21 protein-coding genes are annotated in these 21,599 nt (G+C 68.0%); 14 read left to right on the top strand and 7 right to left on the bottom strand.

Annotation, left to right across the window (positions count from 1 at the left end; genetic code table 11):
- Positions 1-33: 33 nt before the first annotated feature.
- Positions 34-681, top strand: a complete 648-nt coding sequence (locus G6N14_RS12990; RefSeq protein WP_085135160.1) for a nitroreductase family protein — start codon at positions 34-36, stop codon at positions 679-681.
- 9 nt (positions 682-690) lie between these two features.
- Here G6N14_RS12990 and G6N14_RS12985 read toward each other — a convergent pair whose 3' ends face one another.
- Positions 691-1,155, bottom strand: coding sequence for a tRNA (cytidine(34)-2'-O)-methyltransferase (locus G6N14_RS12985; RefSeq protein WP_085135261.1), 465 nt, complete (start codon positions 1,153-1,155; stop codon positions 691-693).
- A gap of 249 nt (positions 1,156-1,404) precedes the next feature.
- Between G6N14_RS12985 and G6N14_RS12980 the strand changes: the two genes are divergently transcribed.
- Genes G6N14_RS12980 through G6N14_RS12960 form a run of 5 tightly spaced genes read left to right on the top strand, consistent with a single transcriptional unit; the run spans position 1,405 to position 6,172 of the window.
- Entirely contained in the window at positions 1,405-4,158 is a 2,754-nt protein-coding gene (locus G6N14_RS12980) for a sensor histidine kinase (RefSeq protein ID WP_085135159.1), read from the top strand.
- Entirely contained in the window at positions 4,155-4,613 is a 459-nt protein-coding gene (locus G6N14_RS12975) for a roadblock/LC7 domain-containing protein (RefSeq protein ID WP_085135158.1), read from the top strand. The genes G6N14_RS12980 and G6N14_RS12975 overlap by 4 nt, the downstream gene beginning before the upstream one ends.
- A complete protein-coding gene (locus G6N14_RS12970; RefSeq protein ID WP_109559766.1) occupies positions 4,613-5,014 on the top strand; it encodes a DUF742 domain-containing protein in 402 nt (133 codons plus the stop codon). Before G6N14_RS12975 ends, G6N14_RS12970 begins: the two co-directional genes overlap by 1 nt.
- 58 nt (positions 5,015-5,072) lie before the next feature.
- Positions 5,073-5,606 carry a GTP-binding protein gene (locus G6N14_RS12965; RefSeq protein WP_085135260.1) on the top strand — a complete coding sequence of 178 codons (534 nt, stop codon included), beginning with the start codon at positions 5,073-5,075 and terminating at the stop codon, positions 5,604-5,606.
- Positions 5,603-6,172 (top strand): pentapeptide repeat-containing protein, encoded by a 570-nt coding sequence (locus G6N14_RS12960; RefSeq protein ID WP_085135156.1) that lies wholly within the window; start codon positions 5,603-5,605, stop codon positions 6,170-6,172. Before G6N14_RS12965 ends, G6N14_RS12960 begins: the two co-directional genes overlap by 4 nt.
- A gap of 1 nt (position 6,173) precedes the next feature.
- On the opposite strand, the gene G6N14_RS12955 is transcribed toward G6N14_RS12960, so the two are convergent.
- Both G6N14_RS12955 and G6N14_RS12950 read right to left on the bottom strand, forming a co-directional pair.
- Positions 6,174-8,822 (bottom strand): ATP-binding cassette domain-containing protein, encoded by a 2,649-nt coding sequence (locus tag G6N14_RS12955; protein ID WP_085135155.1) that lies wholly within the window; start codon positions 8,820-8,822, stop codon positions 6,174-6,176.
- A gap of 10 nt (positions 8,823-8,832) precedes the next feature.
- Positions 8,833-10,017 (bottom strand): NADH:flavin oxidoreductase, encoded by a 1,185-nt coding sequence (locus G6N14_RS12950; RefSeq protein ID WP_085135154.1) that lies wholly within the window; start codon positions 10,015-10,017, stop codon positions 8,833-8,835.
- 111 nt (positions 10,018-10,128) lie between these two features.
- On the opposite strand from G6N14_RS12950, the gene G6N14_RS12945 reads away from it, so the two are divergent.
- From G6N14_RS12945 to G6N14_RS12915, 7 genes are all read left to right on the top strand, one after another.
- Positions 10,129-10,977: a bifunctional methylenetetrahydrofolate dehydrogenase/methenyltetrahydrofolate cyclohydrolase gene (locus G6N14_RS12945; protein WP_085135259.1), complete on the top strand. Its 849-nt coding sequence runs from the start codon at positions 10,129-10,131 to the stop codon at positions 10,975-10,977.
- On the top strand, positions 10,974-11,264 hold the full coding sequence (locus G6N14_RS12940; protein ID WP_085135153.1) for a DUF3017 domain-containing protein: 291 nt from the start codon (positions 10,974-10,976) through the stop codon (positions 11,262-11,264). Before G6N14_RS12945 ends, G6N14_RS12940 begins: the two co-directional genes overlap by 4 nt.
- A 224-nt stretch (positions 11,265-11,488) precedes the next feature.
- On the top strand, positions 11,489-12,379 hold the full coding sequence (locus tag G6N14_RS12935; RefSeq protein ID WP_085135152.1) for a cyclopropane mycolic acid synthase family methyltransferase: 891 nt from the start codon (positions 11,489-11,491) through the stop codon (positions 12,377-12,379).
- Positions 12,380-12,407: 28 nt separating this feature from the next.
- The gene (locus G6N14_RS12930; protein ID WP_085135151.1) at positions 12,408-13,268 is read left to right on the top strand and encodes a cyclopropane mycolic acid synthase family methyltransferase; all 861 of its coding nucleotides are present in this window, start codon (positions 12,408-12,410) and stop codon (positions 13,266-13,268) included.
- 23 nt (positions 13,269-13,291) lie between these two features.
- Positions 13,292-14,554, top strand: a complete 1,263-nt coding sequence (gene kasB / locus G6N14_RS12925; RefSeq protein WP_085135150.1) for a 3-oxoacyl-ACP synthase KasB — start codon at positions 13,292-13,294, stop codon at positions 14,552-14,554.
- A gap of 54 nt (positions 14,555-14,608) precedes the next feature.
- The gene (locus G6N14_RS12920; RefSeq protein WP_085135149.1) at positions 14,609-15,472 is read left to right on the top strand and encodes a cyclopropane mycolic acid synthase family methyltransferase; all 864 of its coding nucleotides are present in this window, start codon (positions 14,609-14,611) and stop codon (positions 15,470-15,472) included.
- Positions 15,473-15,479: 7 nt separating this feature from the next.
- The gene (locus G6N14_RS12915) at positions 15,480-16,376 is read left to right on the top strand and encodes a cyclopropane mycolic acid synthase family methyltransferase (RefSeq protein WP_085135148.1); all 897 of its coding nucleotides are present in this window, start codon (positions 15,480-15,482) and stop codon (positions 16,374-16,376) included.
- A 15-nt stretch (positions 16,377-16,391) separates the two neighbouring features.
- Here the strand turns inward: G6N14_RS12915 and G6N14_RS12910 are convergent, their stop codons facing one another.
- On the bottom strand, positions 16,392-16,790 hold the full coding sequence (locus G6N14_RS12910) for a DUF732 domain-containing protein (protein WP_234808865.1): 399 nt from the start codon (positions 16,788-16,790) through the stop codon (positions 16,392-16,394).
- A 449-nt stretch (positions 16,791-17,239) separates the two neighbouring features.
- Between G6N14_RS12910 and G6N14_RS12905 the strand changes: the two genes are divergently transcribed.
- Positions 17,240-18,694, top strand: coding sequence for a PE-PPE domain-containing protein (locus G6N14_RS12905; RefSeq protein ID WP_234808864.1), 1,455 nt, complete (start codon positions 17,240-17,242; stop codon positions 18,692-18,694).
- Between the two features lie 36 nt (positions 18,695-18,730).
- Here G6N14_RS12905 and G6N14_RS12900 read toward each other — a convergent pair whose 3' ends face one another.
- The 3 genes from G6N14_RS12900 to metX form a co-directional block, all read right to left on the bottom strand.
- Entirely contained in the window at positions 18,731-19,594 is an 864-nt protein-coding gene (locus tag G6N14_RS12900; protein ID WP_085135145.1) for a cyclopropane mycolic acid synthase family methyltransferase, read from the bottom strand.
- Between the two features lie 114 nt (positions 19,595-19,708).
- The gene (locus tag G6N14_RS12895) at positions 19,709-20,461 is read right to left on the bottom strand and encodes a class I SAM-dependent methyltransferase (RefSeq protein WP_085135144.1); all 753 of its coding nucleotides are present in this window, start codon (positions 20,459-20,461) and stop codon (positions 19,709-19,711) included.
- Positions 20,458-21,597 carry a homoserine O-acetyltransferase MetX gene (gene metX / locus G6N14_RS12890; protein WP_085135143.1) on the bottom strand — a complete coding sequence of 380 codons (1,140 nt, stop codon included), beginning with the start codon at positions 21,595-21,597 and terminating at the stop codon, positions 20,458-20,460. Before metX ends, G6N14_RS12895 begins: the two co-directional genes overlap by 4 nt.
- Positions 21,598-21,599: the final 2 nt, after the last annotated feature.

Genomic DNA, 21,599 nt, shown 5'->3' with positions numbered 1-21,599 from the left:
CCGCCGCAGCAAGCCCGACGGTAACCTCCACCCATGAACCTGAACTTGTCCGCAGACGAAGTCCTGACCACCACGCGATCGGTCCGCAAGCGCCTCGATCTCGACAAGCCGGTTCCCCGCGACGTGCTGATGGAGTGCCTGGAGATCGCCCTGCAGGCGCCCACCGGATCCAACGCCCAGGGCTGGCAGTGGATGTTCGTCACCGACCCGGTCAAGAAGCAGGCGCTCGCCGACATCTACCGCGCCAACGCACTGCCGTACCTGAATCGGGCGATGCCCGACTACGGCGACGGCGACGTACGCAGCGAACGGATGGGGCACATCGGCGACTCGGCCAAACATCTGGCCGAGAACCTGCAGGACGTGCCCGTGATGCTGATCCCGTGCCTGGAGGGCAAGCCCGAGAATGGGTCGCTGGGGTTGAGCGCATCATTCTGGGCGTCGCTGTTCCCGGCCGCGTGGAGCTACTGCCTGGCGCTGCGCAACCGCGGACTCGGCTCCTGCTGGACCACCCTGCACCTGCTCGGCGACGGCGAGCGGCAGGCCGCCGAGGTGCTCGGCATTCCGTACGAGAACTACAGCCAGGGCGGTCTGTTCCCGATCGCCTACACCAAGGGCACCGACTTCAAACCGGCCAAGCGGCTGCCGGCCGAACAGGTGGCGCACTGGGACACCTGGTGACTCCCGGCCTCACACCCCGCCGGTGAACCCGTGCTGGCGCCACACCTCATAGACCGCGACCGCGGCGGCGTTCGACAGGTTCAGTGAGCGCCGCCCGGCCAGCATCGGGATGCGCAGCCGCGCGGTGATGCGGGGGTCGGCCAGCGTCGCCTCGTCCAGCCCGGTGGGCTCGGGGCCGAACATCAACACGTCGCCGGGGGAGTAGCGCACGTCGGTGTAGGGGGTGCGGGCTCCCGCGGTGAACGCGAACACCCGGGCCGGTCCCAGCGCCTCCCACGCCGCCGGCAGCGAGGGGTGAACCCGAACCCAGGCCAGGTCGTGATAGTCCAAACCGGCCCGCCGCAGCTTCGGCTCGGACAGGTCGAAACCCATGGGTTCCACCAGATGAAGTTCGGCACCGGTCGCCGCCACCATCCGGATCGCGTTGCCGGTGTTGGGCGGAATGCGGGGCGAATAGAACAGCACCCGGATCATGGCGTTGATCATGACAGCTCGTCGGACTGTTTGCTCGACCGGACTCGGGCAAGACACGCGCAGGTCTCGGCCAGTGTTCTGTTCAGTAAAAATTCTGGTCATGCCTACGGCTGACTGTCATACTCGTCCAATTGCTATGCCGTGAATCACACCGCAACCCGTTGGGCGGGTGCGATGTCCGGAGAGTCCTATGAATGAGGCGCAGACGGTGAATCTCAGCCGAGCGGCCGGCGAACTGGCCGCCGACCGGTGACACTCTTTGACCACCCGGACGGGGTGGGCCAGACCCAGGAGGAATCAGCCGAGGGCGGTCACGAGCCGGAGGCCGCGGCGGTCGAACGCCCGCCGCGGTGGTCGGTGCGCAACTGGCCGGTGCGGTGGAAGGTGTTCGCGATCGCGCTGTTGCCGCTGGCCCTGGCCGGGCTGTTCGGGGGGCTGCGGGTCTCCGACGCGCTCGCCGAGTCCAGCGGGCTGCGACTGGTCGCCGACCGCGCCCAGATGATCCCCGCCATCACCAATTACATGTCGGCGCTGGACGACGCGCTGGTGGCCGCATCCTCCGACGGCGACACCGAGGGAGCCTGGAAGAACTTCGAGAACCGCAAGTACGAGCTCGGGTCGCGGCTGGCGCACACCGACGTGGCGACCGACGTGCGGTCCGGGGTTCAGACGCTGATCGAGCGCGGCCAGGCGTTGCTGAGTCAGGTGTCGACCACCGGTATCGGGCTGCGCGACGAGGTGACCGGTTACGCACCGATCCTGCTGACCGCCGAGGACACCATCAACGGGTCGGTGCGCGTGGACAGCGAGCGCATCCGGGCCCAAACCGCGGCGCTGAGCCGGGCCGTGGGTGCGCGCGGCCAGATGATGCTGCAGGAACTGCTGCTCAACCGGGGTGGCGAGCTTCCCGATCCAGAGCTGCGCAGCTCGATGACGACCCTGGCCGGCACCGAGCCGTCAACCCTGTTCGGCATGACCGAGGTGCTCGGCGTGGACTCCCCGGACGCCAAGTCGCTGCAACAGCAGCTGGTGACCCGGTTGTCGATCATGTCCGACCCGGAGCAGGTGCTGCCCAACAATCCGGTACTGCGCGACTCGATCCGCACCACCGACCAGATCGCTTCCCGGTTGATCAGCCAGAACACCGTGGCGGTGACGTCGGCGGTGCAGGATCGGGCCGCCGACCGGCGTGCCGCCGCCGTGCGCGACATCGTGCTGGTGCTGGCCGCGATCGCCGCCACACTGCTGGCGGTGTGGCTGGTGGCCCGCTCGCTGGTGCGCCCGCTGCGCACCTTGCGGGACAGCGCGCTCAAGGTCGCCCACTCCGATCTCGAGCAGGAGATCGCCCGGCTGCGGGCCGGTGAGTCCGGTTCGGAGCGCGACCCCGACCCGCTGCCCGTCTACACCACCGAGGAAGTGGGGCAGGTCGCCCATGCCGTCGACGAACTGCACGCCCAGGCACTGCTGCTCGCCGGTGACGAGGCGCGGCTGCGGCGCCTGGTCAACGAGATGTTCGAGACGATGTCGCGGCGCAATCGGTCGCTGGTGGACCAGCAGTTGGCCCTGATCGACCGGCTGGAGCGCAACGAGGACGACCCGGACCGCCTCGAGAGCCTGTTCCGCCTCGACCATCTGGCCGCCCGGATGCGGCGCAACGGCGCGAACCTGCTGGTGCTCGCCGGTGCGCGGGCACCGCACGAACGGGGCCGGCCGGTTGCGCTGGCGACCCTGATCAGCGCGGCCGCCTCGGAGGTGGAGGGCTACGAGCGGGTGCAGACGGTGCTGGTGCCCGACGCCACCGTGATCGGCGCCGCCGCAGCCGACTGCGTGCACCTGCTGGCCGAACTGATGGACAACGCGCTGCGGTACTCGGCGCCCACGGAGCCGGTGCGGGTGGTCGCCGGTTTCGAGAACGACGGCGGGGTGGTGGTCGAGGTGGTCGACGCCGGATTGGGGATGACGGACGCCGACCTGCGGATGGCCAACATGCGCCTGGCGGCCGGCGGGGACTTCAGCCCGGAGAACGCCCGCCACATGGGCCTGTTCGTGATCTCCCGGCTGGCGGCCCGGCACCAGATCGAGGTCCGGTTGTTCCCGGCGTCGCAGGGGGCCCGCGGCATCACCGCCGAGGTGTACCTGCCTCCGCACCTGCTGACCACCCGGCCCGTCGAGGCGTCCGCGCCGGCAGCGCCGCAGGACCGCTTCGCCGAGCCGCCGCCACCCCCGATGCCCGAACCCGGGTCCGAGCCGGACGAGCCCTATGAGCCGGACGAGCACCGTGCGCAGGTCGCGGTTGCCGAACCCGGCCCGTCGTTGTTGCCGCAGCGCACCCCGGGGTCCAGCGGTATCACCGCGGGGCCCGCGCAGCCACCGCCGGCCGCCGCGCCGCAGGCGCGCCCTGAGCCGCCGCAAACTTGGTGGGAGCCCGACGAGGAGGGCGCCGCGGAAGCGCCCGAGCCGCAGCGCCCACCGGAACCGGCCGGCGAGAGGTTCGCTCCGGCCGACACATCGGGCTTTTTCGCGGCCCGTGCCCGGGCCGGCGGCCCCGCCCCCGAATCCGATTCGATCTATCAGCGGATGCTCGCCGAGTCCGCGGGCCTCGACCCGAATGAACCCGGGCTGCGCGCCGACCTGGACTGGCAGACGGTGTGGGACCACGGCTGGTCGGTGGCGGCCGATGTGGAGAACGTGGCGGTCACTGCCCACACCGAACACGGTCTTCCGGTCCGGGAGCCCGGTGCCCGGCTGGTTCCCGGCTCAGCCGCGGCCGACGAGCCGCCGACGGCCGGCACAGGCACCCCTGCCCCGGCACCCGATCCCGGTGATCCCGAACAGCCGGTAACATCCAACGGCGCGCCCTCCCCACCCGCACACGAGCCACCGGAACGTGACCCCGCGGCGATCCGCGCTTCGATCAACAGCCACTTCGGCGGGGTCCAGGCCGCACGATCGCACGTCCGGGACCACGGTCCCGGCACCGACCAGGGACAGAACCAGCGATGACTTTCCCCACCGACCCCACCGGACACCGCCGTAGCGCCGACGCCTCCCTGGATTGGCTGGTGTCGAACTTCGCGCGCGAGGTCCCCGGGGTGGCGCACGCGGTGCTGGTGTCCGTCGATGGTCTGACCGTCGCGGCCAGCGAGCACCTGCCCACCGAGCGGGCCGACCAGTTGGCCGCTGTCGCGTCCGGCCTGGCCAGCCTGGCAACCGGTGCCTCGCAGCTCTTCGAGGGCGGCCGGGTACTGCAGTCGGTGGTGGAGATGGAGCACGGCTACCTGCTGCTGATGCGGGTCGGGGACGGCTCGCACCTGGCGACGCTGGCCAGTACCTCCAGTGACATCGGGCAGATCGGCTACGAGATGGCGATCCTGGTGGAACGAGTCGGAGCAGTGGTCCAGTCGTCGCGCCGCGCGGCCCCGTCGCGGGGCACCCCCACGGGAGGTGCCGGTGAATGATGACGGACAGCCCCGCGGGGTGGGCGCGCCGAAACGCGCCGCAGCCCCTGGAAACTGAGCCCAATCTGGTGCGTCCCTACACGCTGACCGCCGGCAGAACCCACACCGAGGTTCCCCTGCCGCTGGAAGCCCCGTTGCAGGCACTACCGACGGCTCCGCCCCATCAATGGCCGCTCAGCGATCCGCGTGGGCGGATCGTCGAACTATGTCAGGCGGCTCCGTCGCTCGCCGAGATCTCCGCTCGGCTGAACCTGCCCCTGGGCGTGGCCCGCGTCCTGGTGGGGGACCTGGTCACGTCGGGATACCTACGGGTGCGTGCCACACTGACCGAGGCATCCACCCATGACGAACGCCGAGACCTGATAGGAAGGACGCTTCGTGGCCTACGAGCCCTCGGATAGGCCCCCAGAGAGGCGCCCGGACAGGCCGGCAGCCCCGAAAGGTGCGGCCTCGACGAAGATCGTCATCGCGGGCGGATTCGGCGTCGGCAAGACCACGTTCGTCGGCACGGTCTCAGAGATCATGCCGCTGCGCACCGAGGCGCTGGTCACCGACGCCTCGCTCGGTGTCGACGGCCTGGAGGCCACGCCGGACAAGCGGACCACCACGGTGGCGATGGATTTCGGCCGCATCACGCTCGCCGACGACCTGGTGCTGTACCTGTTCGGTACGCCCGGCCAGCGCCGGTTCTGGTTCATGTGGGACGACTTGGTACGCGGCGCGATCGGCGCCATCATTCTGGTGGACTGCCGCCGGTTGGAAGACAGTTTCGCCGCCGTCGACTTCTTCGAGCACCGCAAGCTGCCTTTTCTGATCGCGGTCAACGAGTTCGACGGCGCGCCGCGTTACCCGGCCGCCGAGGTGCGCCAGGCCCTGGCGCTGCCCGACGCCATCCCGGTGATCAGCGTCGACGCGCGCGACTCCCGGTCGGCCCGCGACGCCCTCATCGCGATCAGCGAATACGCGTTGTCGGCGCTGGCGCCGCAGGCTTGAGCGCGGCCCTGGACTGGTCCGGGCGGGCGTTTGCCGGCCACGACTTTCGCGATGCCGACCTCTCGGAGTTGCGCACCGAACGGGTGGTGTTCGACGACTGCGACTTCACCGGCGCCGACCTGCGCGCATCGGTGCACCGGGGGTCGGCGTTCCGCAATTGCCGCTTCGAGCGGACCTCGCTGTGGCATGCGCAGTTCTTCGGCTGCAGCATGCTCGGCTCGCAATTCGCGCAGTGCCGTATGCGCCCACTGGTGGTCGAGGAGGTGGACTTCACCCTGGCCGGGCTCGGCGGCGCCGATCTGCGGCAGCTGGACCTGAGCGGCTGCCGGCTGGTCGAAGCCAACCTGGTGGAGGCGGATCTGCGCAAGGCGGTGCTGCGGGGCGCAGACCTGGCGGGGGCACGGACCATCGGCACCCGACTCGACGAGGCGGACCTGCGGGGCGCGCGAGTCGACCCGACGCTGTGGACCACGGCGTCGTTGACCGGCACTCGGATCGACATCACCCAGGCACTGGCCTACGCCGCCGCCCGCGGGCTGCGGCTGGACAGCGGGGAGGACTCCTGACTCAGCGCTTGAGCCGGATCTTCCACCACACCCCGCTGGTGTAGAGCACCGACAGCAGACAGATCATGGCCATGTCTTTGAGCCAGGTGCCCCTGGTGTGGTCCCACAACTGGTCCTTGGGAACCTGCGGCACATTGACCACCGTGTTGAGGTCGACCGTCGAGGCTCCCGCCGCATAACCCCAGCGCGCCGGGGTCAGCCAGGACAACTGGTCGAGCCCCATCCGGCCGCCGACCGGGATCATGCCGCTGGACAGCACGAGCTGCGACATGATCGACACCACCAGCATCGGCATGATCTGCTCATTGGACTCCGCGAACGACGACAGCAACAGTCCGAGCAGCGCCGAAGCCACGCAGGTTCCGGCCACCGTCAGGAACAGCTCGAAGTTCGCGCTGCCGAGCAGCAGCGCGCCCTGGGTCGGCCCGCCCTTGCCCAGCACCACGATGGTGGTCGCGATGGCGGCCTGCACCGTGGCGAATGCGCAGAACACCGCGACTTTGGCCATGAGGTAGGCGGTGGTGGACAGGCCCACCGCCTGTTCTCGCTTGAAGATGGGCCGTTCGCCGATCAGATCTCGGATGGTCAGCGCGGTGCCCATGAACACCGCGCCGATGTTGAGCAGCACCATGACGTAGCGCGGCTCGGTGGGCGCGTCGGGCCCGGGCATCCCCAGTCCGTGGCTGCCTTCCACAGTCAGCGACAGCAATCCGACGATGAACGGCAGCAGCGCCAGGAAGACCGAGTAGCCGCGATCGGAGATCACCAGCCGTATCTGGCGGCGCGCGATGGTCGACAGCTGCTTGAGCACGTTGGTAGCCGGTGGGCTGCCGAGGTCACTGGGGGGCGTGGCCGGGTCCGGGGCGGCGCGCCGATTGCCTTCGCGCTCCAGGAAGCGTCGGTTGGCTTCGTCGGGGTCGGCGCCGACGTTGGCGAAGATATCGGCCCAGTTGCGGGTGCCCAACGCGCTTTCCACCTGGTCGGGCGGACCGATGAACGCGGTCTTGCCGCCGGGTGCCATCAACAGGATCTGGTCGCACACATCGAGGTAGGAGGTCGAGTGGGTGACCACCAGCACCACCCGGCCCGCGTCGGCCAGGGACCGCAGCATCAGCATCACCTGGCGGTCCAGGGCCGGGTCCAGGCCCGATGTCGGTTCGTCGAGGAGCAGCAGCGAGGGGCCGGTCAACAGCTCCAGAGCCACCGACGCCCGCTTGCGCTGACCGCCGGAGAGCTTGTCCACCCTGGTGTCGGCGTGCTTGGTCAGCTCGAGTTCTTCGAGAACCCGCGCCACGGCCTGGTCGCGGTCGGCCTGGCTGCTGTCGGGCGGCAGTCGAAGCTCGGCGGCGTAGCCCAACGCCTGGTTGACGGTCAACTGACGGTGCACCACGTCGTCCTGGGGCACCATCCCGATCCGGCTGCGCAGCGATGCGTACTCGGTGTGGATGTTATGGCCCTCGAAGGTGATCGACCCCTTGCTGGGGCGCGTGTAGCCGGCGATCAACCGGGCCAGCGTCGTCTTGCCCGCCCCCGAACCGCCGATGATCGCGGTCAGGGTGCCCGGCCGGGCGGTCAGCGACACGTCGTTGATCAGGCGCTTGCCGCCTTCGACGTCGAAGCACAGGTCGCGGGCCTCCAGGCCGCCGGCGCGCCCGGCGGCTTCGGTGCGCCGCTGCAGGGTGCCGCCGGTGAACTCCAGGTCGACGTTGCCGATGGTGACGATGTCGCCCTCGGTCAGGATCGCCGAGCCGATCCGGACGCTGTTGACGAATGTTCCGTTGATGCTGCGGCTGTCCCGGATCTCGGTGCCCAGCGGGGTGGGAACCAGCATGGCGTGGTGCCGGGAGGCCAGCACGTCGGAGATCACGATGTCGTTGTCGGTGGCACGGCCGATGGTCAGTGCCCCGGCCGGCGCGTTCGGCGCCGCGGCCGACGACGGGCGCAGGATGTCGACCATCCGGGTGGCGAGGTTGCCCGCATCCGGGGGTGTCGACGACACCGGTGCCATCCGGGTGGCCGGCTGGTGCGGGCCGAACGGCTCCGCGGGGGGCGCTGGCGGCGCATAGCCGGGGCGTAGTGCCGCGTCTGCGGCCGGACCCAGCGGAGCGGGCTGGTAGGCCGGTGGCCGCGGCGGTGCCGGCGGTGGCGGGTACGGTGCCGGTCCGGTCGGCGGCCGGTAGGGCGGCGGCTGAACATGCCCGGCCGGGCGCGGCTCGGCGTAGGGCGTGTGGTCGGCCGGCACGGGCCGGCCCGGCGGCGGCGCCGGTCGGCCCGGGCGCGCGATGCCCGGCTGCGGAACCTGAAGGGAGACGGTCTGCGGAGGCCGGCCGGCGTGGCCCTGGTGCCGGCCTATTTCGAAGGACAGCCGGGGCCCGTCCGGGTTGCCCAGGTTGACGGCCTGTCCGTCGCGGATGTCGAGGACCGGCACCCGCTGCCCGTTGACGTAGATCCCGTTCAGGGAGCCGTTGTCGATCCCGAGCCACCGGCCCTGCTCGAAGCGCAGCAGCAGGTGCGCCCGCGAGACCAGCGGATGGGGGATGCGGACGTCGGCCCGCAAATCACGCCCGATGACCACGTCGTGGCCAGCGGAGAACGTGCCTTGCGACCCGTCGTAGCGGACGGTCAGCACCGGCGGGGCTGGGTGACTCATCGAGTCAACTCTAGCGAGTTGCGTCCGGTGCGCCGGTAATGACGCATTGCGTGCGCCGGTAGATCGTCGGCATGCACCGGTTGCAGTGGATGCAGTCCGACTGCGTGGATGGCTCCGCGGCGATCCGGTTGACCAGGTCCGGCTCGGCCAGCAGCGCCCGGGCCATCGCGACGAATTCGAAGCCCTCGGCCATGGCCAGATCCATCGTGGCGCGGTTGGTGATGCCGCCCAGCAGGATCAGCGGCATCGACAGTTCGGCGCGGAACAGTCGGGCGTGCTCCAGCAGGTAGGCGTCGGTATAGGGGTAGTAACGCAGGAATTTCTTGCCGGTCAGCCGCATGCCCCAGCTCAACGGCGGCGGAAAGACCTTGGCGAACTCCTTCACCGGGGCGTCGCCGTGGAACAGGTACATCGGATTGACCAGCGAGCTGCCGGCGGTCAGCTCCAACGCGTCCAGGCCGCCGTCGTCCTGCAGCCACTTCGCGGTGGTCAGCGCCTCGTCGAGGCTGATACCTCCGCGGACCCCATCGGTCATGTTCAGCTTGGCCGTCACTGCGATCTGGCCGCCGACCGCGCGATGCACCGCCGCCACGATGCCACGGGCCACCTTGGCCCGGTTGGCCAGCGATCCGCCGAACTCATCGGAGCGGCGGTTGATCAGCGGGCTGAGAAACGAACTCGCCAGGTAGTTGTGGCCGAGATGGATCTCGACGGCGTCGAACCCGGCGTCGAGGGCATAGCGGGCGGCGTCGGCGTGCTGGGCGATCACCTCGTCGATGTCGCCGCGGGTGGCCTTCTTGGCGAAGCGCATGCCGATCGGGTTGAAGAACCGCACCGGGGCCAGGGCGCGCGCGCCGTTGGAGCGGGCGTCGGCGACCGGGCCGGCGTGACCGATCTGAGCACTGGCCAGGGCGCCCTCGGCGTGCACGGCGTCGGTGAGCCGCCGCAGCCCGGCGATGGCCTCGGGGCGCATCCACAGCCCGTCGTTGGAGGTGCGCCCGCCCCGGGAGACCGCACAGTAGGCCACCGTCGTCATGCCCACCCCGCCGGCGGCCGGCAGCCGGTGGTATTCGACGAGGTCATCGGAGACCAACGCATCCGGCGTGCGGTTCTCGAACGTCGCCGCCTTGATGATCCGGTTGCGCAGGGTGAGCGGACCGAGTTTGGCGGGACTGAAGACGTCGGGAGCAGCCATAGCGGGAGCCTACAAGTGACCCGCCGCCGTGGTGGCCCTGCGGGGCCGAACACGCGGGGTGGGCGCATACGACAGGCCGTAACCTGGCGGCTTCATGCCACAATGTGCGGCGTGGGTGCGATCACGTTGGACGGCAAGGCCACGCGCGACGAGATTTTCGTCGACCTTCAGGCCCGGGTGGCGGCGCTGTCCGCGGCCGGGCGCACGCCGGGGCTCGGCACCGTCCTGGTGGGCGACGACCCCGGCTCGCAGGCCTACGTGCGCGGCAAGCACGCCGACTGCGCCAAGGTCGGCATCAACTCGATACGCCGCGATCTGCCGGCCGATGCCAGTCCGGCCCAGCTGAACGACACCATCGACGAGCTCAACGCCAACGACGAGTGCACCGGCTACATCGTGCAGCTGCCGCTGCCCAAGCACCTCGACGAGAACGCCGCACTCGAGCGGGTCGACCCGGCCAAGGACGCCGACGGGCTGCACCCGACCAACCTGGGCCGGCTCGTGCTCGGCACTCCGGCGGCGCTGCCGTGCACGCCGCGCGGGATCGTGCACCTGCTGCGCCGTTACGAGGTGCCCATAGCCGGCGCCCACGTGGTGGTGATCGGGCGCGGCGTGACGGTGGGGCGCCCACTGGGGCTGTTGCTGACCCGCCGGTCGGAGAACGCCACCGTGACGCTGTGCCACACCGGAACTCGCGATCTGCCGGCGCTGACCCGCCAGGCCGACATCATCGTCGCCGCGGTCGGAGTGCCGCACATGCTGACCGCCGATATGGTGCGCCCGGGCGCGGCCGTCGTCGATGTCGGGGTGTCGCGTACCGAGGCCGGCCTGGTCGGTGACGTGCACCCGGACGTGTGGGAGGTCGCCGGCCACGTGTCGCCCAACCCCGGCGGGGTGGGGCCGCTGACTCGGGCGTTCCTGCTGACCAACGTCGTGGAACGGGTCGAGAGCACGCGATGAAGCTCGCAGCTGTCCGCAGGGTGATCGCCGCACAGTGGCCGATCCTGCTGGTCGGCTTGATCTTCACCGTGGCGTTCGTGCTGGCCGGGGCGAATTTCTGGCGGCGCGGAGCGCTGCTGATCGGAATCGGGACCGGGGTGGCGGCCGTGTTGCGGCTGGTCCTGTCCGAGGACCGGGCAGGTCTGCTGGTGCTGCGCGACCGGGGCCTGGATTTCGCCACCATGACGACGGCGGCGACGGTGATGCTCTACGTGGCCGCGACGATCGACCCGCTCGGGACCAGCTAGCCATTATTTACCGGCCTGACAATTGTTGTGGCCGGACACAATTCGGCCACCGCTCGACCTCGATTTGCGGCTACTGTCGGGTTTGACGAGTTCGTTGCCGGGGAATCCGTGTGTCCGGTCGTCCGGTATCGGTCGGCCGTGTTGGCGAGGGTGTCGGGGCCCGCGATCACGGCGCAACGGCATTCCGCCCATGCCGGCGCCCGCACTCTCAGCGGAGGAAAAATATGAGCGACGTCGAACTGGCCCCGGATGTCGACCACATCCGGTCGCACTATGACCGTTCCAACGAATTCTTTCGGCTCTGGCTGGATCCCACCATGACCTACAGCTGCGCATATTTCGAGCGCGACGATATGACGCTGGAACAAGCTCAGATGGCCAAGGTGGACCTGGCTCTGGGCAAGTTGGGCCTGCGGCCCGGTATGACCCTGCTCGATATCGGGTCCGGGTGGGGCTCCACGATGCGGCGGGCCGTCGAAAAGTACGACGTCAACGTCATCGGGCTGACCTTGAGCGAAAACCAAGTGGCGTATTGCGAGCAGAAATTCGCCGAAATGGACAGCGCGCGCTCCAGGCAGGTGCGGCTGCAGGGCTGGGAGGAATTCGACGAACCGGTGGATCGCATCGTGTCGCTGGGAGCTTTCGAGCATTTCGCCGACGGAGTGGGCACCTATGAGCGCTACGACGACTTCTTCACCATGTGCCACCGCGTGCTGCCCGACGACGGTGTGATGCTGCTGCACTCGATCGTGGTGCCCACCGCCGAAGAAGGGGAGCGGCGCGGGCTGAAGAAGACGATGTCGCTGCTGCGCTTCATCCATTTCATCCTGACCGAGATCTACCCCGGCGGCCGACTGCCGCAGATATCGACGGTGGACGACCACGCGACCCGTTGCGGCTTCTCGATCACCCGCCACCACATGATCGGTTCGAACTACGTGCGCACCCTGGACACCTGGGCCAAGGCGCTCGAAGCGCACAAAGACCAAGCCGTCGAGCTCAAGGGCGAGCAGACCTACGAGACATTCCTGAAATACCTGACGGGTTGCCGGGAGTTGTTCCGCGACGGCTACACCGATGTGTGCCAGTTCACGATGGAAAAGACAGCGGCATAAGAGATCTATCAAAGGCAAGGTGAGGCAGATGGTCGATCTCAGGCCCTACTACGAAGAATCCCAAGCGGCATACGACATCTCCGACGACTTCTTCTCGTTATTCCTCGACCCGACGATGGCCTACACCTGCGCCTACTTCGAGCGCGCCGGCATGACCCTCGAGGAAGCGCAGAACGCGAAGTACGACTTGGCGTTACGCAAACTCGACCTCGAGCCGGGAATGACGGTGCTGGACATCGGCTGCGGGTGGGGGGCAGGCCTGGTGCGGGCGGTGACGCAATTCGACGTCAACGTCATCGGTATCACGCTCAGTCGCAGTCACTGCGCGTGCAGCGCTGCCAAGCTGGCATCGCTGGATACCGAACGCCGTGCCGAGGCCCGCTTGCAGGGTTGGGAGGAGTTCGACGAGAAGGTCGATCGGATCTTCACGATCGAAGCGTTCGACGCGTTCAAAAAGGAGCGTTACCCGGCGTTCTTCGAACGTGCCCGAAAGATTCTGCCCGACGACGGCCGGATGTTGCTCCACAGCATATTCACCTACCCCCAAACCCATTGGCGCGAGCACGGCATCAAAGTGACGATGAGCGATCTGCACTTCTTTCGGTTCCTGGGCCGGGAGATCTTTCCCGGCGGCCAGATGGCCGGCCTCAACGACATCTACAAGTATTCCCAGGACGCCGGCTTCCGTCTGGCGGACGAGTATTTGATGCCGGAACACTACGTGCGGACCTTGGACATCTGGGCGGACAATCTGCGAGACCAGCGCGACCGCGCCATCGCCGTCCAGTCCGAAGAAGTCTACGAGCGCTATCTGCGCTACCTGACCGGCTGCGCCGACCTCTTTCGCAGGGGCATCAGCAACGTTGGTCAATTCCTCTTGACCAAGTAGCCGTTCGGAAGCGAGGCGCTCAGATGGCCCGACAGACCCGGCTTTCCACCGGAAACGGCCTCCCCGAGGTGGTGGTCACCGGCGTCGCGATGACAACCGCGCTGTCCCCGGACGCCGAGGAGACCTGGAAGAAACTCCTGGACGGCCAGAGCGGGATTCGCAAACTCGACGACCCGTTCGTCGAGCGGTTCGACCTCCCAGTGCGTATCGGCGGGCATCTGCTGGAGGACTTCGACCACGAGTTGAACCGCAAGGAATTGCACCGACTGTCCTATCTGCAGAAGATGGCGGTTGTCCTGGGGCGCCGGGTCTGGGCGAATGCCGGCGCGCCGGAAGTGGACCCGCGCCGGCTGCTGGTGTCGATCGGCACCGGTCTCGGCTCGCCGGAGGAACTTGTCTGGGGCTACCAGGGCATGGTCGAAAGCGGCATGAAGCGAGTTTCGCCACTGGGGGTGCAGAAGTACATGCCCAATGCGGCCGCCGCGGCGGTCGGGCTGGAGCGCGGAGCCAAAGCCGGTGTTTTCACCCCGATCTCGGCGTGTGCCTCCGGTGCCGAGGGTATCGCCCAAGCCTGGCGCAACATCGTCCACGACGAAGCGGACATCGCGATCTGTGGCGGAGTCGAGACCAAGATCGAGGCCGTTCCCATCGCCGGATTCGCCGCGATGCGCATCGTGTTGTCGACCACCAACGACGACCCGGCGGGCGCCTGCCGCCCTTTCGACGCCGCCCGCAACGGGTTCGTCTTCGGCGAGGCGGGCGCGTTGATGGTCATCGAGACCTTGGCGCACGCCAAGGCGCGTGGCGCCACGATTCTGGGCCGGCTGATGGGCGCCGGAATCACCTCGGACGGCTACCACATCGTGGCGCCCGATCCGACGGGGGAGCGGGCCGGACATGCCATCACCCGGGCGATCGAGCTTGCCGGGCTGGCCGCCACCGATATCGACCACATCAACGCGCATGCGACCGGAACTCGAATCGGCGACCTCGCCGAGGCCCAGGCGATCAACAACGCCATGGGAGCTCACCGGCCGGCGGTGTACGCACCCAAGTCGGCGCTGGGGCATTCGGTCGGCGCGGTGGGGGCGGTGGAGTCGATCCTCACCGTCCTGGCGTTGCGGGACGGCGTGGTCCCGCCGACGCTCAACCTGCGCCATCTGGACCCCGAGATCGACTTGGATGTCGTCGCCACCGACGTGCGAACAGGCGACTACCACTTCGCGATCAGCAATTCCTTCGGGTTCGGCGGTCACAACGTGGCACTGGCGTTCGGAAGGTACTAGGACCTAAGCAAGGGGAGGGGGACGCTTTCGGCCGCCGGCCGAAGGCGCATTGCCATGGCGAAGAAGCTGATACCGCATTTCGAGGACGTGCAGGCCCATTACGACCTGTCCGATGATTTCTTCCGGCTCTTTCTCGATCCGACCCAGACCTACAGTTGCGCCTACTTCGAGCGCGACAACATGACGCTGGAGCAGGCGCAGCTCGCCAAAATCGATCTGGCGCTGGGCAAGCTGGGCCTGCAGCCCGGCATGACGCTGCTCGACGTCGGCTGCGGCTGGGGCGCAACCATGCGCCGGGCGGTGGAAGCATACGACGTCAATGTGACCGGGCTGACCTTGAGCAAAAATCAAGCGGCCCATGTGGAGTCCATGTTCGCGTCGATGGACAGCGGGCGCAGCAGGCGAGTGCTGCTGGAGGGCTGGGAGAACTTCGGCGAACCCGTCGACCGGATCGTGTCCATCGGTGCCTTCGAGCACTTCGGGCACGAACGTTACGACGATTTCTTCGCCATGGCCTACGCCGCTTTGCCGGCCGACGGCGTGATGCTGCTGCACACCATCACCGGGCTGACCGGGCAGCAGATGGTCGAGCGTGGCATGCCGCTGACCTTCTCGTTGGCCCGCTTCATCAAGTTCATCGTGACCGAGATCTTTCCGGGTGGGCGGCTTCCCTCCATCGAGATGGTCGAGCAGCATGCGGACCGAGCGGGTTTCACCCTGACCCGCAGGCATTCGCTGCAGCCGCACTACGCCAGGACCCTCGACTGCTGGGCGGCGGCGCTGGAGAGCAACAGGGAGCGGGCCGTGGAGATCCAGGGACAGGAGGTCTACGACCGCTACATGCATTATCTGACCGGTTGCGCCAACGGCTTTCGCACGGGCTACATCGACGTCAACCAGTTCACGTTGCAGAAGTAGGCCGGCGATGCCGGACCCTTCCGCCGCCAGGTCGTTGCGGCCGCACTTCGCCGACGTCCAGGCGCACTACGACCTGTCTGACGACTTCTTCGCGCTGTTCCAAGACCCGACGCGCACCTACAGCTGTGCCTATTTCGAGCCGCCGGAACTGTCGCTGGCGCAGGCCCAGGTCGCCAAGATCGACCTCAATCTGGACAAACTCGATCTGCGGCCGGGAATGACGCTGCTCGACATCGGCTGCGGCTGGGGATCGACCATGAAGCGCGCCCTGCAGACCTACGACGTCAACGTCATCGGCCTGACACTGTCGAAGAATCAGCATGCCCACGCGCAGCGACTGCTCGACGCCGTCGACACCGAGCGCGAGCGCCGGGTGCTCCTGCACGGGTGGGAGGAGTTCGACCAACCCGTCGACCGGATCGTCTCCATCGAGGCGTTCGAGCACTTCGGTCACGAGCGCTACGACGATTTCTTCGCCCGGTGTTTCCAGATGCTGCCCACCGATGGGCGAATGACGATCCAGAGCAGCGTCAGTTACCACCCGTATGAGCTGAACGCGCGGGGCAAGAAGCTCACCTTCGAGACCGCGCGGTTCATCAAGTTCATTCTCACCGAGATTTTTCCCGGCGGGCGGCTGCCCACCACGGACATGATGGTGCAACACGGCCGCAACGCCGGTTTCGTCGTGCCCGAAGCACTGTCGCTGCGGCCGCACTACATCAAGACGCTCGGGATCTGGGCCGATGCGCTGGAGGCCAACAGAGCCGCGGCCGTCGAGATCCAGTCCGAAGAGGTCTACCAGCGCTACCTGAAGTATCTGCGCGGCTGCGAGCACTACTTCAGCGACGAAGTCCTCGACGTCAGCCTGGTCAGCTACCTCAAGCCCGGGGCCGAGCCCGGCTAGGCCGGGGAGTCGGCGCTACCGGCCCGGGAAGGCCGGGAACGCCCCGGCCAGGCCGGGGATGCCCATCGGCAACCCGGGGATCTGGGGCAGGTCCGGAATCTGACCGCTGGCCAGCTGGGACAGCATCTGCGGGCAGTAGATCTGAACCGCGATCTCGGTGAACATCTGCGCCATCTGCGGGGACATGGCGGGCCCGCCCCCCAGGCCGGTGACCGGAGCGGCCACCGAGGCCGCCTTGCCGGCGGGTTGGGTCAGCTTCGGGCACACGGACTGGCCGAGCGCTGCCGTGGCGGCAGGGTCGCCCACTGGGATGCCGGCCCCGGCCAGATCGGTCAGAAATGTGCTGTCGACCGGGCTTGCCTGCGCCGGTGCCGCTAAGCCCGCGGTGGCGATCAAGCCCGCTAAGCCGGTCATCGCGCCCGCCCTGATCCCGAAGCCTCGCATGGGTCCCCCGTCCGGTCGTTCGGCACCGAGCGGTGCGCGGAAAGTATCCGAACGTTGTTGTTGAAATCCTGCATCAAAACCGTCACAGCCACGAGTCGGCCGGGTCACGGTTTGCCTACGGCGCTGTTCGAACCGACCTTCCCGTTCACCACCGGCGACGTTCAGGGCCTGCAGGTCGAACCTCGGCGTTTCCTCCCGGCTAAGCGGACGGCAAGCAACATAAGTCGGATTATGGTCGCCGATCCGGATGAAAGCCCTATTCAGCGGAGATTCCTGCAGTAGAAAGCTTGATTATCCAGGGTTACTGCAGATTCCATCATGCAAGCGTGAAGGTGCTGCAAGCAATATGCAGGCCGTGCTCGCTGTCGGAGGTCGCCATGAAGGTAAGCCCCACGCTTCACTCCCTGGGAGTTGCGGCAGTGGCCGTGACCAGCGCCGCCGCGGTGGTTGCCTCGCCAGTCATGACGTCGGCCTCGGCGTCCGCGGCGCGCACGGCGGCCGCCGATGTGACGCTGCTCGACAACGTGGCCCTGGTCATGGGTGGCACTGGAACCCCCATCCCGGGGACGTGGGACTTCAACTGGGCCAGTCAGTACCTGTCCCACCTCGGGTACGGCGCCTACACCATGCAGGGCGTCTTCACCCCCGAGGGCCTGTACCCGGGTACTGGTGTCAAGAGTCTGCCGCTGGCCACCTCGGTAGAGCAGGGAGCGCGGATGCTCGACTGGACGCTCCGCGACCGCATCGCCGACGGCGACAACGTGGTGGTCTACGGCGTCTCGCAGAGCGCCGTGCTGTCGTCGGTCGAGATGAGCCGGCTGCTCGAATCCGGCAACGCCCCCGGCCCCGATCAGCTGTCGTTCGTCCTGATCGCCAATGAGATGTTCCCCAACGGCGGCCTGCTGTCGCGCTTCGCGGTGCCGGAGGTTCCGCTGTACATCGCGCCCCTTGGGATCGACTTCTACGGCGGCACGCCCGACACCCCTTACGCGACCGATATCTACATCGCGGAGTACGACGGATTCTCCGACTTCCCGCGCTATCCGCTCAACCTGCTGTCCACTCTCAACGCGGTCCTGGGGATCGTGCTCGTGCACGGCCCCGGCTACACCCGGCCGGATTCCATCGACAGCGCACAGTTGTTGCTGGGATCCACCAACTATGACGGACCCCTGGCCCTGCCCGACGGGGTCTCGGCCGCCCTGAACACCGACTACTACATGATTCCGACGGAGACCCTGCCGCTGCTGCAGCCGCTGCTGGGAATCCCGGTGTTCGGCGAGCCGCTCTATGACCTGCTGGAGCCGGTCACCAGGATCCTGGTGGACCTGGGTTACGGCAACGTCGACACGTACGTCGACGGGGTCCTGACCCACGGCGGCTGGGACCGGGGTCCGGCGAACGTACTCACCAATTACGACGTGTTCCCCCAGGGCATCGACATCTTTACCCTGCTGAACTCGTTGGCGCAGGGAGTGCAGCAAGGATTCAACGACTTCATCTACGACCTCGGACACCTGTCGCTGGGCGGCCCGGCCGATGCGCTCGAGTCGATGACGGACTTCTCGCTGCCCGGCCTCAGCGAGATCGTCAACACGTTCGCCGCCGCGGCCTCGACGCTGTATTCAGTGCTGCTGCCGACAGCCGACGTCCTCAATTCGTTGCTGACCACCCTGCCCGCCTACAACATCAGCATGTTCTTGAACGCCTTCCAGGGCGATGACGACCTGCTGACCATGTTGACCAACGCCGTCGGACTTCCGCTCGCGGCCGACTTCGGCATGATCCCCACCGCCATCGGGTTCGAACTGCTGAGTCTCGCCAGCGCGTTGGAGTCGATCGCCAACGACTTCGCCGATCTGTTCAGCGCCTAGCGGGAATCGCCTTGGCGAGAGGGGCTTGGGGTCCGGCTACTTGGCCAGTGTGAACTGGTTGACGTCGAAGCGGCCTTCCCGGAATTCCTCCGCGCAGCCGGTCAGGTAACGCATGTACCGTTCGTAGACCTCTTCGGACTGAAGCGCGATGGCCTCACACTCGTGCGCTTCCAATGCCTGCGCCCAGTGGTCGAGGGTCATTGCGTAGTGCTGCTGCAGTGACTGGATGCGGCTCACCGTGAACCCTGCCTTGACGGCGTGCTCTTTGACCAGCGCCACCGACGGCAGTTCGCCGCCGGGGAAGATCTCGGTCATGAGGAATACCTGAAAGGCGGCCAGCTCTGCCGTCAGCTGCATGCCGTATTCGACTATCTGTTGCGGGGACAAGCCACAAATGGTGTGCAGCATCATCACCCCGTCGCTGGGCATTGCGCGGTAGGCCATCTCAAAGAAGTCGTCGTAGCGGTCGTAGCCGAAGTGCTCGAAAGCCCCGACCGACACGATCCGATCGACCGGCTCGTCGAACTCCTCCCAGCCGGCCAACAGCACTCGTCTGCTGCGCGGAGAGTCCATCGCGGCAAGCATCGATTTCACATGGACGGCCTGGTGCTTGCTCAGTGTCAGACCGACCACGTTGACGTCGTATTGTTCGAGCGCCCGCTGCATGGTGGCGCCCCATCCGCAGCCCACATCGAGCAGCGTCATGCCCGGGCGCAGGCCGAGTTTGCTCAGCGAAAGATCGATCTTGGCGAGTTGGGCCTCCTCCAGCGTCATGTCGTAGCGCCGGAAGTAGGCGCAGCTGTAGGTCTGAGTCGGATCCAGGAAGAGCCGAAAGAAGTCGTCGGACAGGTCGTAATGGGCTTGTACGTCAGCAAAATGCGGGGTCAGGCGCTCAGACATTTGGGGTGGCCCTTCGGATGGCCGGGGCCATGTCGGGTGCCAACCGTAGGGCCCCTGGTTCCGGCCGACCGAAGCGGCATACCCGCTGTCGGCCGGCGTAAACACCTGCCTGCGCTAGGAATCGGAGAGCGTCGCCCGCGTACACACGGTGATGTAGGGGAGCGCGAGGCCGGTGGACCCGACCAGGGCGGGATGGGTGGCCAGCAGGTTGCGAACCTGGTCCAGGGTCTTGCTGCGCACCGCGTCCGGGGAGGTGATGCAGTAGCTGCGGGAGGCGACCAGGTCGATCAGGGCCTGCGGCGTCAGGTAGCTGGTCCACTCCACCTGATGGCTTTCGATGTCGCCGAATGGAGCGGGCAGGCTCACCCCCGCGTCGACCACGTCGCGAGCGTCCTCGCGGCCGATGATCGTGCCCAGTTCCTTGACCCAGCCAAGCCGCTCGTCGCGGGTGTTCCACACCAGGCCGAGGCGGCCACCGGGCCGCAGCACCCGGACCAGCTCGGGAATGGCCCGGCTGGCGTCGAACCAGTGCCAGGCCTGGGCCACCAGCACCGCGTCGACGCTGTTGTCGGGCAGGGGGATCTGCTCGGCCGAACCCAGCAGCGCCGGGGTCCCCGGCAGGGCGCCGGCCAGCACTTCGAGCATTTCGGCGATCGGGTCCACCGCCACCACGTTCAGGCCGCGCTCCACCAGACGGGCGGTGAGCTTGCCGGTGCCGGCACCCAGGTCCAGGACATCGCGGGCGTCGGGCGGCAGCAGCCAGTCGATGGCCTCCGGGGGATACGACGGGCGGCCCCGCTCATAGGCGGCAGCTTGGGAACCGAACGACAGGGAGCGGTCGTGGCGGCCCTGCTCAGACGGGCTCACCGGCGGCGGTCCCGGGACGTGCTCGCCAGGTCCAGGGTGTGGCGGATCAGCTCGCCGACCCGGCCGGTCTCCAGCAGAAAGCCGTCGTGCCCGGCGTCGGACTCCACCACCGCCAGCCCGTCGCAGCCGGGCAGCAGCTCGGCCAGTTCCGCCTGCAGCCGCAGCGGATACAACCGGTCGGAGGTGATTCCGGCGACCACCGCCGGAACCGGACAGCCGCGCAACGCCGCGGCCACCCCGCCGCGTCCGGCGCCCACGTCGAAGCTCGACAGTGAATCGGTCAGGGTCACGTAGCTGCCCGCGTCGAACCGCGCCACCAGCTTGTCGCCCTGATGTTCCAGGTAGCTCTGCACCGCGTAGCGGCCGCCGGCGGCAGGATCCTCCCCGTCCTGGGCGGCGTTGGCGAATCGCCGGTCCAGTTCGGCCTCGCCGCGGTAGGTCAGATGCGCGATGCGCCGGGCGATCGCCAGTCCGGTCTCCGGACTGCGGCCGGTGCCGTGGTAGTCGCCGCCCTGCCAGTCCGGATCGGCCTTGATGGCCGCGATCTGGGTGCTCTGCGTGCCGATCTGGTCGGCGGTCGCGCGGGCACCGACGGCCAGCAGCAGGCCCGCGCCCACCCGGTCGGGGTGACCGACCATCCACTCCAGGCCGCGGGCGCCGCCCATCGAACCGCCCAGCACGGCGGCTACCTCGGTGATGCCCAGCGCGGCCAGCGCGGCGATGTCGGCCCGGACCTGGTCGCGAACCGTGATCGCGGGAAACCTGGAACCCCAGGGCTTCCCGTCGCGGGCCAGCGATCCCGGCCCGGTCGACCCGCGACAGCCGCCCAGCACGTTGGTGGCCACCGCGCACCAGCGGTCGGTGTCGATCGGGGCGCCGGGACCGATGACTCCGTCCCACCAGCCCGCGGTGGGGTGCCCCGGCCCGGCCGGTCCGCTGACATGGGAATCCCCGGTCAGCGCGTGGAGCACCATGACGACGTTGTCGCGCTGGGGCGAGAGCTCGCCCCAGCGCTGCACCGCGATGTGCACGTCGTCGAGCACCGCGCCGCTCTCCAACGTCAGCGACCCGATGGCGACCACGCCGGTCTCTCCCTCGGCGGGCAGCAGCTGCCTGGGCACGTCGGAGACCGTCACCG

Source organism: Mycolicibacter hiberniae (genome assembly GCF_010729485.1).
In the GTDB taxonomy this organism is placed as follows: Bacteria; Actinomycetota; Actinomycetes; order Mycobacteriales; family Mycobacteriaceae; genus Mycobacterium; species Mycobacterium hiberniae.
This window is presented reverse-complemented; position numbering and strand designations above follow the sequence as displayed.